Raw genomic sequence first — 16982 nt, forward strand, 5'->3', positions numbered from 1 at the left:
GAACTAGCCTGTTAGCTTGGGTATGCTGTAATCATTGGATTACTCGACCAAGAAGCCTCCACTTCAATGAGCCGTAGATGAAATAAGTGGAGTGTAGTTCACTGAATAGTGTTATTCTTATAAATTCAAGTAAAAGAAAAAAGAATACATATATGATACTGAAAGAAATATCTGAGATATTAAATGAAAATGATATTTCAACTGAAATAATAAACCTTCATGATTATAATATAAAATTCTGCAATGGATGCGAAGTGTGTGTAAAAAATGGAGGATGTCCGATAAAAGATGATACGGAATTGATACTGAAAAAAATATCAGATTCTGATGGTATTGTCATAGGAACTCCAGTGTACCTGAATAATATGAGTGGAATACTGAAAACATTCATAGATAGAACATGCAGCTGGTTTCATAGAAGTGAGGTTTATCAGAAACCTGTTCTAATTGCTGTAAATACACGGGGATCCGGTATAAAAAATACTAAAAAGTCAATAGACGAGGTTCTGATACAGTGGGGAGTAAACAGATGTGGCGTTGTATCGAGAACTGGTACAACGATGAAGAATTCTATTGATAAAAATGAAGTGTCTGCTTTTATTGATGCGATTAAAAAAGAAGGTAAAGGATATAAACCATCAATGAAAGAGATATTTACATATAATATGCAGAGAAGTATGGCAAATAATCTTTTTCAGATAGATAGAGGTTACTGGGAAACGAAAGGGTGGATGGACAAACCATATTTTCCAGAGAGTAACTCTGGAATAATAAAAAGTACTTTTGGAGAATTATTATACAGATTTATGTGCAAAGTGATAAAACCTATAGATAAAAACAAGATATGATGCACTATAATAATCTGATATAATAAAAATTAATAATGAATACACAAAGTAGGAGGAATTAATATGAAATTTACATTTGCACACAATAATATAAATGTATTCGACCTTGAAAAAAGTCTAAAATTCTATAAAGAAGCACTTGGACTTGAAGAAACTGGAAGAATAGAACCTGAAGATGGAAGCTTTATAATAGTATATCTTGGAGATGGAGTTACAGGACATAACCTTGAGCTTACTTGGCTTAGAGATTGGGATAGACCATATAACCTTGGGGATAATGAATTCCATCTTGCACTTAAGGTTGAGGATTTTGATGCAGCTCATGAACTTCACAAAGAAATGGGATGTATATGTTTCGAGAATGAAGCCATGGGTATATACTTCATAGCTGACCCGGACAATTATTGGGTAGAAATAATACCACAGGATAAATAAATATAAGGAGTAGTGATAAAATGACAATGAATAAAAAATACATATCAGTTGTTGCATCAGTTGCAATTGCATCAGGAGCACTAATGTCTACAGGTGCAATAGTATCAGCAGCTGAAAAAGAAGAACTATCAGGTGCAAACAGATACCAGACAGCAGTTGAAATAAGTAAAAAAGGATGGGCTAACGGAGCAGAAAATGTAGTTATAGTAAATGATTCAGCAATAGCTGATGCACTTGCAGCAACTCCATTTGCAGAATCAAAAAATGCGCCGATACTTCTTACAGGAGCAAAAAGTCTTAATCTGGATACAGCAGCTGAGATAAAAAGATTAAATGCAAAAAATATATATCTTATAGGAGGAGAAAGTGTTCTTTCAGAGTCACTTAAAGACTCATTCAGTGGAATGACAGTAGAAAGAATAAGTGGAGATACAAGAGAAGAAACAGCACTTGCAATAGCTGAAAAACTTGAAAATGTAAAAGAGGTTGCAGTTGTAAATGGTACTACAGGACTTGCAGATGCAGTAAGTATAGCATCTACTGCAGCAGAAAAAGATATGGCAATACTACTATCAAACCCTAAAAAGGGAGTTGAAGCATCTGAAAAATATATAAAAGATAATAATATAGAAAAAGCATATGTAATAGGTGGAACTTCAGCAGTTTCTGATGAAATAATGGATACTCTTCCTAATGCTAAAAGAATAGCCGGTTCAAACAGAAATGCTACAAATGCAGCAGTTGTAGATAAATTCTACACTTCTTCAGAATTAAAGAATATCTATGTTGCAAAAAATGGAATGGAGGATCAGGGACAGCTTATAGATGCACTTTCAGTTGGTGTTCTTGCAGCTAAGAATAACTCTCCGGTTGCAATAGTTTCTTCAAAAGGACTTTCTGATGAACAGAAAGAATCTTTCTCTAAAAAAACTTTCGCTACAGTTACAAAAGTAGGTGGAAATGGAAACGAAAAGGCATTCGAGGAGATATATAATCTTCATCCAGAACAGAACATAACAACAGTAACAGATCCTAAAAAGCTTGGAGAAGCGATAGAATCTGCACCTGAAAAATCTACAGTGACACTTAAGCCATCATCAGAGGTTTCAGATGCTCTTGAAATAAAGACAGACAAAGAAGTTACAGTAGTTCTTGAAGGCAAATATACAGGAAAAATCACTCTTGAAAGCAGTAAGATATCTCTAGTAAACAAAGGTGATATAAGTTCAATGGAAATAAAAGTAAATCCTGCATCATTTAAAAATGAAGTAGGTGCAACTATAACTAATCTTGAAGCTCTATCAGAGAATACTCTTGTAATAAATAATAGTGGTACTATAAACACACTTAAAGATACAAATCAGAAAGTTACTGTCGAAGGAAATAAACCAGTAGAGACAAAATAAATAAATCGAAGGAATAATGCCTGTTTTGAAGATTTCAAAACAGGTATTATTTTTTAAAAAATAAATTTATTTAGTATAATATAGATATAAATAAGTTATAGGAGATGGTAATATGTTTGGAGCAATAATCGGTGACATAACAGGTATGAAATATGAAAATACAAATGAAATAATAGATGAAAATAAAATAGAACTGCTGGATAGAAACTCATCGATAACAGATGACACAATAATGTCTATAGCAGTTGCAGAATCTTTAGCTGAAAATTGGGGTAGAAAATCAGATGAGATAAAAGAATCAATAGCTGATAATATGAAAAAATATGTACGCATATTCCCTGATGCAGGATACGGAGAAAAATTCAAAGAATGGGCACTATCAGATTCTAATGAAGGATATGAAAGCTATGGAAATGGATCAGCCATGAGATGTTCATGTGTAGGATGGATGGCAGAAAATTTAAATGATGTGAACATATATGCTAGACTTTCAGCTGAAGTTACACATAATAGCAGTATAGGAATAAAAGGTGCACAGGCTCTTGCATCAGCTGTATTTCTGGCAAGAAACGGATGTGGTAAAAGAGTAATACAGAAATATCTTAACAATGAATACGGCATAAAAATTATCTCATATTCTGATCTTATTACGGAAAATCCAGCCGATAGAGATTATAATGCGGTAAACACTGTCACATATTCGATGTCAGCATTTATGTCAGGAGAAAATTTTGAGGATGTAATAAAAAAAGCTGTTGCACTTGGTGGAGATACGGATACAAAAGCTTCTATTGCGGGAAGTATAGCAGAAGCATATTATGGAATCGATGAAAATGTAAAATCTGAAGCTGAAAAATTTATTCCAGAAGAGTTGAAAAAGGGACTTAATGAATACAAATATTATATGATGATGAAGAATATAAAGAGATTAAATGTATATAAGGAATTGACAAAGGATATTGAATTTTTCAAGAAGAAATCTGAGGAAACACGGAAAAAAAGAGTTCCGATATTTATGCAGCAATGGGATGAAACTCCGGTGGAAATAGAAGAACTTGTAAAATGTGTGGATAAAGAGGAAATAATAGATAGAGGATATGTTGATACTATAGAACTTCATAATTTATGCATGGATTTTGATGTTTATAAAAGAAACGCTGATGAAGCCGGAATATATCTCCTAAGGGCTATGCTTACAAGTATTGTAAAACAGGAAATATTTAACAGAGGAATAATTGATGAAGCCTGTGAAAAAGGAGTGATATACAGTATATTAAACTCTATGGATAAGATAATAAATAAAAAATAAAAAAATAGTGTTGACTTATAATGCTGAAAATGTTATCCTATAAACAAGTTAAAAATGGATAACCAATTTGGAGTGTTACTGGTAGAGCAGGCAAGACCGAATTTTATAAATACGCTATAGGTGTATTTTATAAAGTTGGGTCTTTTTTTGTTTATTATAACAGGATAAAGAGATATAATATATAGTTGAGAATTCAGAAATATATTAAGAGAGGCATGAATTTATTTATGAAAATAACTAAGGTGATAAACAATAACTTTGTATGTTCTCTGAATGAAAAAAACAAAGAAGTTGTTGTTATGGGAAAAGGAATTGGTTTCAAAGCCAAAGAGGGGGACCCTATAGATCCCGAAAGAATAGAAAAGACATTTATTATGGATGGAAAATCTGCAATAGATAAATTCAAGAGACTGATTGAAAAAATGCCTATAGAGCACTTCAAGGTATCAAATGAAATAATAAACTACACAAAGAGAACTCTCGGAAGAAGGTTAAATCAGAATATATATATAACACTTACCGACCACATAAGTTTTTCTGTATACAGATACGAAAATGGAATGAATTTTCCTAATCCACTTTTATGGGAAGTTAAGCAGTTCTATAAAGCGGAGTATCTGATTGGAGAATATGCAGTAAAACTTATAAATAAGAGACTCGGAGTGAATTTCGGTGAAGATGAAGTTGCAAATATAGCCCTTCATATAGTAAATGCCGAATACAACACAGAGATGAATGATGCTCTGAAAATGACAACACTTATATCGGAAGTGCTGAAAATAGTGGGGGAATCTCTTGATATAGAGCTGGATGAAGAAAGTCTTCATTATACAAGACTGATAACACATCTAAAATTTCTTTCTCAGAGAATATTCCTTGGAGAAATGCTGAAGGATACAGATGATATATTTGCATCGATGATAGCTCATAAGTATCCAAAAGAATATGAATGCAGTATAAAGATAAGAGACTTTATAAAAGAGAGATATAATCAGGAAATTTCGAATGAAGAACTTGTATATCTTACAGTTCATCTAAAAAGGGTGTCTACAGTTGAATAATTAACGAGGAACTTTAGAGGAATTTTTATAGTAAGTAGAAGAGGTGCTTTAAATGTTTAAAAAATTATTTGGTAAAAAGGCTGCAGTTGATAATTCTGCAAAAATAGCTTCTCCTATAACAGGTGAGGTAATATCTATAAAAGAAGTAAATGACCAGACTTTTGCAAGTGAAATGCTTGGAAAAGGAGCAGGAATAAAACCTGCTGAAGGAAAAGTAATAGCTCCTGCTGATGGAGAAATTACAATAGTATTCCCAACAAAGCATGCAGTATCAATGCTTGCTGATAATGGAGCAGAAATACTTATTCATATAGGTCTTGATACAGTAAATCTTAAAGGAGAACATTTTACATCTCATGTAGAAGTTGGTCAGAAGGTTAAAAAAGGAGATCTTCTTCTTGAATTTGATGTAGAAAAAATAGCTGAAGCAGGATATGATACAACAAGTCCTGTTCTTGTATGCAATCCTGATACATTCGCAGGATTTGAAAATATCAAATTCGGTGCAGTAGAAGCCGGAGAGGATATAATAAAACTTACAAAATAGTACAGAGTAAGTCAGCTGCTATGCAGCTGAATGTACAAAAAGAAATCGTTTATTCGGGCATAAAGCCCTGGAATAATAAAAAATCTATTATGAAAGGAGAATATTTCTCATGATGAAATATTTACAGAAACTTGGTAAATCATTAATGTTACCAGTTGCATGTTTACCGGTTGCCAGTATAATGATGGGTATCGGTTATTGGATTGACCCAACAGGTTGGGGAGCTAACAACGTAGTAGCAGCTTTCCTACTAAAAGGTGGGGGAGCACTTATAGATAATATGGGTATACTATTTGCAATAGGTGTTGCAGTAGGTATGGCAGATGACAATGACGGTACTGCAGGTCTTGCAGGTCTTGTTTCTTGGCTTGTTATAACTACTTTACTTTCACCAGCAGCAGTTGCGTTCTTCAAGGGAATACCAGAAGATCAGGTTGCAGCAGCTTTCACTAAGACTCAGACTCAGTTCATAGGTATATTAGCAGGTCTTATAGGTTCTTATGGATATAATAAGTTCAAAGGTACTAAATTACCTGACGCTTTATCTTTCTTCAGTGGTAAGAGAAGTGTTGCTATAGTTACAGCTGGTATATCAGTAGTAGCAGCAGTTATATTATTCTTCATATGGCCAGTAGTTTACAATGCTCTTGTATCTTTCGGTGAAGGAATAATATCTTTAGGTGCTGTAGGAGCAGGTGTATACGGATTCTTCAACAGACTTCTTATACCAACAGGTCTTCACCATGCACTTAACTCAGTATTCTGGTTCGATGTTGCAGGTATAAATGATATAGGTAACTTCTGGGCTGGTACTGGTGTTCTAGGACAGACTGGTATGTACATGACTGGATTCTTCCCAGTAATGATGTTTGGTCTTCCAGCAGGAGCTCTTGCAATGTATCACACTGCAAAAGACAGCAGAAAGAAAGCTGTATACGGACTATTATTAGCAGCAGCTGTTTCTTCTTTCTTCACAGGTGTTACAGAGCCTCTTGAATTCGCATTCATGTTCCTTGCTCCAGGTCTATATGTAGTACATGCTTTATTAACAGGTATATCTTTAGCAGTTTGTACACTTCTTCCAGTAAGAGCAGGATTCAACTTCTCTGCAGGACTTGTTGACTGGGTACTAAGCTTCAAAGCACCAATGGCATTAAATCCATTATGGTTACTTGGAATAGGTTTAGTTGTAGGTGTTGTATACTATGTAGTATTCAGATTCGTTATAACTAAGTTCAACCTAAAAACTCCAGGTAGAGAAGATGAAGATGAAATGGAAGCTGAAAAATCTATAGTTCTTGAAAACAATGATTTCACAACTATGGCAGCTATAATACTTGAAGGTTTAGGTGGAGCAGAAAACGTAACATCTATAGATAACTGTATAACTAGATTAAGACTTGAAGTAAAAGATAATACTTTAGTTGATGAAGCTAAAATAAAATCTTCAGGAGCAGCTGGTGTTATAAGACCAGGTAAAACTTCTGTACAGGTTATAATAGGAACTAAAGTTCAGTTTGTTGCTGACGAGTTCAAAAAACTTTGTAAATAATATATAAAGTAAATATAAATTAAATTATTGTCACATGAATACTTTTTTAGATATTCATGTGACAGTATTTTTTTTGCAAATTAAAACGACCATAAAGTATAGTTGTGTTTTATGGCCGTTTTTTATATTGATTATTATTTTATAAGTTTGAACTGATGTCCAGGTTTTATGAAATCAAGAAGCATAAGTTCTTCAGGTTTCACTTTTGCAACAAGATTTCTTTCACCATCATCAGGAATTTCTGTAAGAACTATTTCAAGCTCTCCTCTATAGTGCTCAAGATTATCATTTACTATAAGGACATCTCCTCTTGTAAATACATTTTTTTCAGGTTTTCTATAAGGAATAGAAGATTCCTGAGGAGATTTGTTTTCTTTGAACCATAATCTAGGCATAGAAGATCTAAGCATAAATGAAGAATGATCGTATCTATCCCAGTGAGGAGCAAAGTTATACATAATCTCTTTTTCATTTTCAGATATACCACATACCTCGTCTATCTTTATTTCTATAGACTGAAGGTCTATATTTGCAAGAGACTCAAGTTCTTCATCACTTGCAGGATAGTTTCCTATTATTATATCGTCTATATCTCCTGCAGCAAGCATATATCTTGCCTGAAGATCGATAGGCATATTTCTCATTATTTCAACAGTAGGAAGTCCGCAGAAAACTTTCCAAGGTCCTATTGTATTTTCGTTGTTACTAGATACGAAAGCAGCAGTACGAAGATTTAATTCTTTCCAGTAACGGTTGTATTTTCTGAAAAGATCAAAGTCAAGTCCAGTGTATCTTTCAGGATAGAAATTATGGCACATTATAATCTGGTCCTTATTTCCACCGCTTTCTATAAGAAGCTTTGTACCCATATCAAAACTAGCATTAAATTCAACTTTTATGTTGTATGGATTTCTTGTTATTTTTATATCTCCAGTAGTTCCAAAATTTCCATCAAGTCTTATTATATCAAGTCCAAGATCTGCAAATGGTTTTATATCATCTGGAGTAGCTCCAAGAAGTTTGAATACCTCTGGATTTGTATCTGCAGCAACTTCAAAACCAAGTTCGTGCGCTTTGTTTATGAATTCTTTGAACTCAACCATATAGCTTTCTCTTTTTTCCTCAGGAACAGATAGGAAACAAGTGAATATTCTACTGTATCCAAGTTTTGCAGCTTTTTCAAGATAGCTGAAAACTTCTTCCTTTGGTGATTTATCCGGATATACCGAAATTCCTAATTTATGCATGACTTACCTCCTTAAGGATAAAAATTGATTTGAATATAGATATATTCAGCTTGATTATATCAGTTTGTATAAACAGATTTTATAGGAAGTGAATTCCTAACAGTTAGGAAATAATAATGGAAACCTTGTCTACAATGGGTATAGTAATATATATAATATGAAAGGAGCGGTTTATATGATAAACAATAGACAGATGAATATAATAAATATTCTGAGTGATGCCGATGGACGGATGACAGGCAAAGAAATAGCCAGAATATTAAATGTGACAGACCGTACAGTACGTTCCGATATAGATGCGATAAATAAATATTATGAATGTCAGATTATAGTATCAAATAAAAGGACAGGGTATAGGATAGATAGTACGCTTATAGCCAAAAAAGATATAGAAATAAAAGAAATGATACCACAGACATCAGATGAAAGATGTATATGGATTATTCACGATCTTTTGTTCAGTGATAAAGAAATAAATCTTATAAAACTTCAGGAAAGAGTTTTTGTCAGTGGATATTCCATAGATAATGATATAAAGAAGGTTAGAAATATTATCGAGGCATATCCAAGTCTTAAAATAATAAGATCAAAAAATCATATAAGACTTGAGGGAGATGAAGCTGATAAAAGAAAATTATACAAATATCTTCTTACACAGGAAACACAGGGAAATTTCATGAATTTAAACTCCATAGCAAACTTCTGGAATGATTTTGACCTTATAAAGATAAAAGATGAATTTGTAGATGTATGTGATAAATATGATTACAAAATAAGGGAAACAGTATTTCCTATGATAATGATGCATGCAGGAGTAGCTATAGAAAGAATAATAAATAAAAATTACCAGAAATGTGAGACAGACGAAAAGCTAAAAGAAAGTACAGAATATATAGTTTCAGAGGAATTTTTTAGAAGAGTAAGTAAAATTCTCAATGTGGAAGTTGTAGAAAGTGAAATAGAATTATTTGCACTATTACTTATGGGAAAAGGCGCAAGTGATTACAGAAAACTTAAGAGCAGTAAAGAAGAAATAAAAAATCTTATTGCAGAAATTTTAGATAATCTTTCTGAATATTTCGGAATAGAGTTTTCAAAAGACTGGGATCTTAAAATTGGTCTTGAAACACACATTGCTTCCCTTATAGAAAGACAGAAAAATAATATAAAAGTCACAGATATATATTTGAAAGAGATAAAACGTAAGTATCCTCTTGTATTTGATATGGCAATACATGCCGCAAATATAATAGAAGAGCGTACCGGTTATAAAGTTGATGAAGCCGAAATTGAGTTTCTTGCTCTTCATTTAGGGTCTGCGTACGAAAGAATAAACAGTCATCAGAAATACAGATGTGTTATTATAATACCGCACAATCAGATGCTTTCAAAACCTTGTATAGATAGAATAAATTCAAGGTTTGATGACAGGATGGAAATAATAAAACGGTTCAGCTTTTTTGAAGAAAAACAAATTATGGAATATGAACCGAATATTATCATAACAACAGTTCCTGTCAAACACAGTCTTGATATACCGACAGTTCAGATAAATTTATTTTTTAGTCATGAGGATGAAAGTAAAATATTCCAGCTTCTTGAAAAAATGGATAAAAGAAGATACCAGGATGATTTTACAACTCTTATAAAAAAACTTATTAAAAAAGAACTTTTCCACGTAAATGAATCGTATGAAAGTTCAGCTGAAATAATAGAAGTACTGTGTGATGAGCTTATAGAAAAAGGATTTGCAGATAAGAGTTATAAAGAAGATGTATTCAAGAGAGAGGATGTATCGGCTACATCGTTTTTATATGGATTTGCAGTTCCGCATTCAATAAAAGTATCAACAAAAGAATCATGTATATCGACAATGATACTAGATAAGCCTGTCAAATGGGGAGATTTTGAAGTTAGGCTTGTAATACTTCTGGGAATAAGAGAAAAAGATAATAGACTTCTTAAAATATTTTTTGACTGGTTATCAAATATAGTAACCGATTCAAAAAAACTGAACCAGTTACTAAGTGTAAACAGCTATGAGGAATATATGAAATTTGTGGTCGAATAGGAGGAAATATGAAAAAAACAGTTGATAAAAACCTGACTTCGGAAGAAGCTGCATTAAGCAGAAGATTTTTTGCATATCTTATAGATTGGTATGTAGGTGGTCTGGTAACAGCATTACCAATAGGCCTTATATCACAAAAGTTATACGGAACAATGACGAATCAGAATATAATGGAATTTGACGCACCATTTGGTGTTATAGGAGGAGTATTGGCTGTTATATTTGGGATTTTGTATTTTGTGGTTATACCTTTGTTTGTATATAGAGGTCAGACTCCAGGAAAAAGAATATGCAAAATAAAAATAGTAAAGGTTGACAATAGTGAAGTCGATATTAAGTCGATGTGTTTAAGACAAATTATAGGAATGATAGTTATAGAAGGTGCACTTGTTACAGTAAGTGCAATATGGCACCAGATTTTTACAATTGCAACAGGTATAGATGTGGTTGTTCCTCTTATGTATGCTGGAATGGCAGTAGGAGCTGTAAGTGCTGTAATGGTTGTATTTATGAAGAATCATAGGGCTATTCATGACTATATAGGAAATACAAAAGTAGTATCGTGTAAATGATTTCCTATGCTTAGGAAAGGTATATACCACATAGGAAATGATAATAAATGTATAATAAAAACATAATAAAGATGGAGGTAACAATATGGAAGGTTTAGAAATGATAAGCTTTCAGATAATATCATCTGTAGGAATGGCAAAATCTATGTATATAGAGGCAATGAGATTTGCTGAAAAGGGAGAATTTGAAACAGCTGAATCAAAAATAAAAGAGGGAGAGAAAATTTTCCTTGATGGACATAAGGCACATGCACAGCTTATACAGAAAGAGGCTTCTGGAGAGAGTGTTGTACCAAATATGTTATTAATGCACGCTGAAGATCAGCTTATGGCAGCTGAAACAATAAAAATAATGGCAGAAGAAATAATAAAATTAAACAAACGCATAAATGCGTTAGAAAAATAGGAGGGGTTCAATATGAAAAAAATTTATTTATTCTGTAGCGCAGGAATGTCAACTAGTATGCTTGCAAGTAAAATGCAGGACGTTGCCAATGAACACAAATTACCAATAAAAGTGGCAGCATTTCCACATGGTCAGATAGGGGAAATAATAGAAACTGATAGACCTGACTGTATACTTCTTGGACCACAGGTTAATTATCTTTATGATGAGACAGTAAAAAATCATGGCGATAAAAATATACCAATAGCAGTTATAGATCAGGCTGATTACGGTATGATGAATGGAGAAAAAGTTCTAAAAAAAGCCATAAAAATGATAAAAGCAAACAAATAATAATCTAACAACAAGAAGGGAGAAGAAAAGGCTTATGATGAAAAAACTAGAAAAGATACTTATGCCTATGGCTGAAGCTATCGGACGTAACAAGTATCTTATGTCAATTCGTGATGGTTTCCTACTATCAACACCACTTCTAATAGGAGGGTCTCTATTCCTGTTAATAGCAAACTTCCCAATACAGGCATGGATAGACTTCCTTAATAATACTGTAGTAAACCCTAATACAGGGCGGACATTAGCATCTTATATATCAAAACCAGCAGATGCTACATTTACAATAATGGCGGTATTTGCAGTAATAGGTATAGCTTATTCATTTGCAGGAAAAATGGGAACAAATAAATTATTCGGTGCAGCGACAGCACTTGTTTCTTGGTTCCTTATAATGCCTTATACTGTTACAGGAGATGTAGAAATAAACGGTGTAGCTCAGACAGTTAATTTAACTGGTATACCACTAGGATGGGTTGGAGCAAAAGGTATATTTGTAGGTATATTCTGTGCATTTATAGCAGTTCATTTATATACATTTGTTGAAAAACGCGGTTGGACAATAAAAATGCCAGCAGGTGTTCCTCCTACAGTTGAGGAATCATTCGCAGCATTAATACCAGCAGCAGTTGTTATGATAGTATTTTTCCTTATAAATATAATATTCGGATACCTTGGAACAGACGTATTCCAGATAATATTCGAATTCCTTCAGACTCCGCTTCTAAACCTTGGGGATACATTAGGAGCAATGGTAACAGCATATATATTCCTTCATTTATTCTGGTTCTTTGGAGTAAACGGAGGTTCTGTTGTTGGAGCAGTATTCAACCCAATACTTCAGACTCTATCAGCAGGAAACGTTGCTGGAGAACATCACATAATATGCCAGCAGTTCCAGGATTTATTTGCAACATTTGGTGGAGCAGGATCAACTCTATCACTTGTTATAGCAATGCTTCTATTCTGTAAGTCAAAACGTATAAAAAATCTTGGTAAAATGTCACTTGTACCAGGTATATTCAATATAAACGAACCAATACTATTCGGACTTCCAATAGTACTTAACCCAGCTATGATAGTACCATTTGTAGTTGTTCCAACAGTAAATATAATAATATCTTATATTGCTATGGATATGGGAATAGTTCCAATATGTTCAGGTGTAAATATACCATGGACAACTCCACTTGTAATATCAGGATTCCTTGCTACAAACTGGGTAGGCGGTATATTACAGGGATTACTTCTTATACTTGGAGTATTTATATACATGCCATTTATAAAAGTTCTTGACAAAGAGTATCTAATGGAAGAACAGAATAATGTTGAAGAAGATGACGATGATGATATATCATTAGACGATTTATCATTTGATGATCTGTAGGAGATGATTGATTATATGAGAATTATAATGATTTATGACCAGATACAGTCTGGTGCAGGAATAAAGGATGACCATAACGTTCCTCTAGGTGCAAAAAAGGAAACTGTAGGACCTGCGATTATGATGGAGCAGACTTTAAAGAAAGTAGGCGGAAAAGTTATAGCATGTCTATACTGTGGAGATGGAACTTATGCTGAAAATCCTGATGAGGTAAGTCGTAAACTTTGTGCAATGGTAAATAAACTTAAAGCTGATGTAGTAATGTGTGGTCCATGTCTTAACTATCTTGGATATGGTAAAATGGCTGCAAGAGTTGCATATGATATAAATAATACAACTGATGCAAAGGCATTTGCGGCAATGTCACAGGAAAATGAAGAAACTATTTCAGAGTACAAAGATAAAATACATATAATAAAAACACCTAAAAAAGGTGGAACAGGTCTTAATGAGGCACTTGATGCTATGTGTATGCTTGCAGATGCTATGCACAATGAAAAAGACTGCAGTGAAATTGTTTCAAAATATTGTTTTTAATAATAGAGGAGAGGATGCTCAAAAGGCATCCTTTCTGTATAGGAGGTAAATTTTATGTGGGGAATAATAGCAACATGGCGTATGGCTGTGGAAGGAATAACAAAAGCTGATGAGATGTTAAAAGAAGGTGCTGATGCAGGGGATGCAATAGAAACAGCAATAAAAGAAGTTGAAGATTTTCCATACTATAAATCAGTAGGATATGGTGGACTTCCAAATGAGGAAATGGAAGTTGAACTTGATGCAGCTTATATGGATGGAGATACACTTGATATAGGAGCTGTTGCAGCAATAAAAGATTATGCGAATCCAATATCTATAGCGAGAAGACTTTCTCATGAAAAAGTAAACTGTATGCTTGTTGGCGAGGGAGCAGAGAAATTTGCTCACAAAGAAGGATTTGAACGTAAAAATATGCTTACAGACAGAGCCAAAATACATTATAGAAATAGAGTTAAAGAAGTTCAGCAGCAGGAGATAAAGCCTTACTCTGGTCATGATACAGTTGGAATGGTATGTCTTGATACTCATGGAAAAATGACAGCAGCAACATCTACAAGTGGACTTTTCATGAAGAAAAAAGGTAGAGTCGGAGATTCTCCAATATCAGGTTCAGGATTCTATGTAGATTCTAAAGTAGGTGGAGCAAGTGCAACAGGTCTTGGTGAAGATCTTATGAAAGGGTGTATATCTTATGAAATAGTAAGACTTATGAAAGAAGGAATGCATCCTCAGGAAGCATGTGAAACTGCTGTAAACAAATTAGATGAAGAACTTAAGGAAAGAAGAGGAAAAGCAGGAGATCTATCTCTTATAGCAATGAACAACAAAGGTGAATGGGGAGTTGCAACAAACATAGAAGGGTTCTCTTTTGCAATAGCTACTGAAAATGAAAAACCTATAGTATACCTTACAAAAAATGTTGATGGAAAATGTATACATGAAGTTGCAAGTCAGGAATGGCTTGATAACTATATGAAAACAAGAACTGCACCATTGGAGGAAAAATAGGATGGAATCAAAAATTATTCAGCAGGTTGAAAAAAACTCAGCTGAAATGATAGAAGGTATAAAAAAGATAGTAAGTATGCCAAGTGTTGAGTCTGAAGCTGAAGAAAATGCTCCTTTTGGAAAAGATATAGCGATGACTTTAGAGGAAACACTTAAACTTGCTGAAAATCTTGGGTTTAAAACAAAAAATCTGGATAATTATATAGGATGGGCACAGTACGGAGAAGGTGACGACTATATAGGAATAATAGGTCATCTGGATGTTGTTCCAGTGGGTGAAGGTTGGAAACATCCACCATTCAGTGCATATGAAGAAGATGGATACATATATTCAAGAGGAATACTTGATAATAAAGGACCTATATTATCATGCCTTTATGCACTCTATGCAATAAAGCAGTTAAATATATCTATGAAAAAACCTGTTCGTATAATATTTGGATGTGATGAAGAAAGTGGATTTGAGGATTTAAAATACTACTTAGAAAAAGAAAAAGCTCCTGTTATGGGATGGACTCCTGATTGTAAATATCCGGTAGTATATGCTGAAAGAGGTAGAGCTGTAATAGAAATTTCATCTGAAGAGAAGAATATAGATGAGTTTTTTGAGTTTGTAAATACATATTTTATGAATGCGAAGCCAAATGGTGAGAGATTAGGTGTTGATTATAAAGATGAAGAGTTCGGTGTAAATGAAATGAGAAATTACAAACTTATACATAGAAATAAAGAGGTTGTATTTTCTGTAACATTTTCATATCCAGCAGGTGTTGAGCTTGAAGACATGATGTCAGAAATCAGAAAAAGAGCGGATGGGTTCAAGGTGGAATGCGTACAGCATTACAAACCTGTGAGATTTGAAAAAGACTGTCCTATGGTAAAAGCACTTCAGAGTGCGTACGAAAAAATAACGGGAATGGATGGAACACCTGTAACAACGACAGGGGGAACATATGCAAAACTTATGCCTAATATAGTTCCATTTGGTCCTAGTTTTCCTGGACAGAAAGGAATTGGGCATCAGCCTAACGAATGGATGAAAGTAGAGGATATAATTTCAAATGCTAAAATATATGCACTTGGAATATATAATCTTTCGAATCTGTAAATAAGGAAAGGAGTGGGCAGTAAGTAACTGCTGTACTTATTATGAAAAGAATACTTGAAATATGCTGTGGAAGCTATGAAGATGCATACAATGCATATAAAGGAGGAGCCAAAAGAATAGAGCTAAACAGTGCTCTTCATCTTGGAGGGCTTACTCCGACACCTGCATCTGTAATAATGACTAAAGAAAATACGGATTTATCTGTAATATCTATGCTTAGACCGAGAGGAGCAGGATTTTTCTACACAGAAACTGAATTTGAAGTTATGAAGATGGATGCTGAAATACTTATGAAAAATGGATCTGATGGTTTAGCGTTTGGATTTCTTACTGAAGATGGAGAGATAGATGAGGAAAGAACAAAAGTAATCGTCGATATAATAAAGAAATATAATGGCGAGGCAGTTTTCCATAGGGCCTTTGACTGTGTAAAAGATCCTTTTACAGGTGTTGAAAAGCTTATAGACTTAGGTATAGATAGAATACTTACAAGTGGGCTTGAAGAAAAAGCATATCAGGGAATGGATATGATAAAGAAACTTCAGGAAAAATATGGAGATAAGATAGAATTTCTTGCCGGAAGTGGTGTAAATATATCAAATGCAGAGGAGATAATGAATTACACTGGAATACATCAGGTACACAGTTCATGTAAAAGCTGGGTATGTGATCCTACAACAAGAGGAAACAACGTAAGTTATTCATATGCACGGTCTCCAAATGAAATGAATTACGATGTGGTTTCATATGAGCTTGTAAAAAATCTGGCTGAAAAAATATAAATTTATTTGTTAAATAAGAATAATATACAGGAATAACCGGTTCTTTTAGAGAATATTCTCAATAGAGCCGGTTTTTATATTTATAAAAGAGATTCGATGATACAAAAGATTCAATCGGGGTATATTTATAATCGGAAAATTTATTGTAATAATCTGTTAAAAATATATTTTTTATGGTATATACTTGTTTTTTAAGCTAAAAATATTGGGGATTTATGTATAAATTATACGTAAAAAAAGGTTTTTCAGATAGATTGACAAAAAAATAGCTAAAAAAATAAAAAGATGTAAAATTCAGATAAAAGAATAAGATAAAAAACAACTTTCAAAAAAGTGGGAGTTGTACATAATGTGCAAATGTCATAAACTTCAA

General features: G+C 33.4%; 17 protein-coding genes. 16 read left to right on the forward strand and 1 reads right to left on the reverse strand.

Going from position 1 to position 16982, the window contains the following annotated elements; translation table 11 throughout:
• Positions 1–86: 86 nt before the first annotated feature.
• The 7 genes from EXD82_RS07585 to nagE all read left to right on the forward strand — a co-directional run bounded on the left by EXD82_RS07585 (position 87) and on the right by nagE (position 7158).
• A complete protein-coding gene (locus EXD82_RS07585; RefSeq protein WP_142536314.1) occupies positions 87–848 on the forward strand; it encodes a flavodoxin family protein in 762 nt (253 codons plus the stop codon).
• Positions 849–911: 63 nt separating this feature from the next.
• The gene (locus EXD82_RS07590; RefSeq protein WP_142536315.1) at positions 912–1283 is read left to right on the forward strand and encodes a VOC family protein; all 372 of its coding nucleotides are present in this window, start codon (positions 912–914) and stop codon (positions 1281–1283) included.
• Between the two features lie 20 nt (positions 1284–1303).
• On the forward strand, positions 1304–2689 hold the full coding sequence (locus EXD82_RS07595) for a cell wall-binding repeat-containing protein (RefSeq protein WP_142536316.1): 1386 nt from the start codon (positions 1304–1306) through the stop codon (positions 2687–2689).
• Between the two features lie 112 nt (positions 2690–2801).
• Entirely contained in the window at positions 2802–3998 is a 1197-nt protein-coding gene (locus EXD82_RS07600; protein WP_142536317.1) for an ADP-ribosylglycohydrolase family protein, read from the forward strand.
• Between the two features lie 227 nt (positions 3999–4225).
• Positions 4226–5059, forward strand: a complete 834-nt coding sequence (gene licT, locus EXD82_RS07605) for a BglG family transcription antiterminator LicT (RefSeq protein WP_142536318.1) — start codon at positions 4226–4228, stop codon at positions 5057–5059.
• A gap of 52 nt (positions 5060–5111) precedes the next feature.
• Entirely contained in the window at positions 5112–5606 is a 495-nt protein-coding gene (locus EXD82_RS07610; RefSeq protein WP_142536319.1) for a PTS sugar transporter subunit IIA, read from the forward strand.
• Positions 5607–5715: 109 nt separating this feature from the next.
• A complete protein-coding gene (gene nagE / locus EXD82_RS07615) occupies positions 5716–7158 on the forward strand; it encodes an N-acetylglucosamine-specific PTS transporter subunit IIBC (protein ID WP_174919193.1) in 1443 nt (480 codons plus the stop codon).
• Positions 7159–7292: 134 nt separating this feature from the next.
• On the opposite strand, the gene EXD82_RS07620 is transcribed toward nagE, so the two are convergent.
• Complete coding sequence (locus tag EXD82_RS07620) at positions 7293–8405, reverse strand: DUF871 domain-containing protein (protein ID WP_142536320.1); 1113 nt, start codon at positions 8403–8405, stop codon at positions 7293–7295.
• Positions 8406–8580: 175 nt separating this feature from the next.
• Here EXD82_RS07620 and EXD82_RS07625 point away from each other — a divergent pair, with 175 nt between their 5' ends.
• The 9 genes from EXD82_RS07625 to EXD82_RS07665 all read left to right on the forward strand — a co-directional run bounded on the left by EXD82_RS07625 (position 8581) and on the right by EXD82_RS07665 (position 16609).
• Positions 8581–10476 carry a BglG family transcription antiterminator gene (locus EXD82_RS07625; protein WP_142536321.1) on the forward strand — a complete coding sequence of 632 codons (1896 nt, stop codon included), beginning with the start codon at positions 8581–8583 and terminating at the stop codon, positions 10474–10476.
• Positions 10477–10484: 8 nt separating this feature from the next.
• Positions 10485–11048 (forward strand): RDD family protein, encoded by a 564-nt coding sequence (locus EXD82_RS07630; protein ID WP_142536322.1) that lies wholly within the window; start codon positions 10485–10487, stop codon positions 11046–11048.
• Between the two features lie 85 nt (positions 11049–11133).
• Positions 11134–11454, forward strand: coding sequence for a PTS lactose/cellobiose transporter subunit IIA (locus EXD82_RS07635; protein WP_142536323.1), 321 nt, complete (start codon positions 11134–11136; stop codon positions 11452–11454).
• Between the two features lie 12 nt (positions 11455–11466).
• Positions 11467–11787 (forward strand): PTS sugar transporter subunit IIB, encoded by a 321-nt coding sequence (locus EXD82_RS07640; protein WP_142536324.1) that lies wholly within the window; start codon positions 11467–11469, stop codon positions 11785–11787.
• A 34-nt stretch (positions 11788–11821) separates the two neighbouring features.
• Complete coding sequence (locus tag EXD82_RS07645; protein WP_142536325.1) at positions 11822–13171, forward strand: PTS sugar transporter subunit IIC; 1350 nt, start codon at positions 11822–11824, stop codon at positions 13169–13171.
• 15 nt (positions 13172–13186) lie between these two features.
• Positions 13187–13708: a GrdB-related putative oxidoreductase gene (locus tag EXD82_RS07650; protein WP_142536326.1), complete on the forward strand. Its 522-nt coding sequence runs from the start codon at positions 13187–13189 to the stop codon at positions 13706–13708.
• Between the two features lie 54 nt (positions 13709–13762).
• Positions 13763–14719, forward strand: a complete 957-nt coding sequence (locus EXD82_RS07655) for a N(4)-(beta-N-acetylglucosaminyl)-L-asparaginase (protein ID WP_142536327.1) — start codon at positions 13763–13765, stop codon at positions 14717–14719.
• A gap of 1 nt (position 14720) precedes the next feature.
• Entirely contained in the window at positions 14721–15827 is a 1107-nt protein-coding gene (locus EXD82_RS07660) for a Sapep family Mn(2+)-dependent dipeptidase (RefSeq protein WP_142536328.1), read from the forward strand.
• 41 nt (positions 15828–15868) lie between these two features.
• A complete protein-coding gene (locus EXD82_RS07665; RefSeq protein WP_142536329.1) occupies positions 15869–16609 on the forward strand; it encodes a copper homeostasis protein CutC in 741 nt (246 codons plus the stop codon).
• Positions 16610–16982 lie beyond the last annotated feature (373 nt).

The sequence above is a fragment of the Peptacetobacter hominis genome, assembly GCF_006861675.1.
In the GTDB taxonomy this organism is placed as follows: Bacteria; Bacillota; Clostridia; order Peptostreptococcales; family Peptostreptococcaceae; genus Peptacetobacter; species Peptacetobacter hominis.

What these genes read in the sequence shown, in the direction of transcription:
- EXD82_RS07590 (WP_142536315.1), top strand. Translation starts at nt 912, where the DNA reads ATGAAATTTACATTTGCACACAATAATATAAATGTATTCGACCTTGAA.
- EXD82_RS07595 (WP_142536316.1), top strand. Translation starts at nt 1,304, where the DNA reads ATGACAATGAATAAAAAATACATATCAGTTGTTGCATCAGTTGCAATT.
- EXD82_RS07600 (WP_142536317.1), top strand. Translation starts at nt 2,802, where the DNA reads ATGTTTGGAGCAATAATCGGTGACATAACAGGTATGAAATATGAAAAT.
- licT (WP_142536318.1), top strand. Translation starts at nt 4,226, where the DNA reads ATGAAAATAACTAAGGTGATAAACAATAACTTTGTATGTTCTCTGAAT.
- EXD82_RS07610 (WP_142536319.1), top strand. Translation starts at nt 5,112, where the DNA reads ATGTTTAAAAAATTATTTGGTAAAAAGGCTGCAGTTGATAATTCTGCA.
- nagE (WP_174919193.1), top strand. Translation starts at nt 5,716, where the DNA reads ATGATGAAATATTTACAGAAACTTGGTAAATCATTAATGTTACCAGTT.
- EXD82_RS07620 (WP_142536320.1), bottom strand. Translation starts at nt 8,405, where the DNA reads ATGCATAAATTAGGAATTTCGGTATATCCGGATAAATCACCAAAGGAA.
- EXD82_RS07625 (WP_142536321.1), top strand. Translation starts at nt 8,581, where the DNA reads ATGATAAACAATAGACAGATGAATATAATAAATATTCTGAGTGATGCC.
- EXD82_RS07630 (WP_142536322.1), top strand. Translation starts at nt 10,485, where the DNA reads ATGAAAAAAACAGTTGATAAAAACCTGACTTCGGAAGAAGCTGCATTA.
- EXD82_RS07635 (WP_142536323.1), top strand. Translation starts at nt 11,134, where the DNA reads ATGGAAGGTTTAGAAATGATAAGCTTTCAGATAATATCATCTGTAGGA.
- EXD82_RS07640 (WP_142536324.1), top strand. Translation starts at nt 11,467, where the DNA reads ATGAAAAAAATTTATTTATTCTGTAGCGCAGGAATGTCAACTAGTATG.
- EXD82_RS07645 (WP_142536325.1), top strand. Translation starts at nt 11,822, where the DNA reads ATGATGAAAAAACTAGAAAAGATACTTATGCCTATGGCTGAAGCTATC.
- EXD82_RS07650 (WP_142536326.1), top strand. Translation starts at nt 13,187, where the DNA reads ATGAGAATTATAATGATTTATGACCAGATACAGTCTGGTGCAGGAATA.
- EXD82_RS07655 (WP_142536327.1), top strand. Translation starts at nt 13,763, where the DNA reads ATGTGGGGAATAATAGCAACATGGCGTATGGCTGTGGAAGGAATAACA.
- EXD82_RS07660 (WP_142536328.1), top strand. Translation starts at nt 14,721, where the DNA reads ATGGAATCAAAAATTATTCAGCAGGTTGAAAAAAACTCAGCTGAAATG.
- EXD82_RS07665 (WP_142536329.1), top strand. Translation starts at nt 15,869, where the DNA reads ATGAAAAGAATACTTGAAATATGCTGTGGAAGCTATGAAGATGCATAC.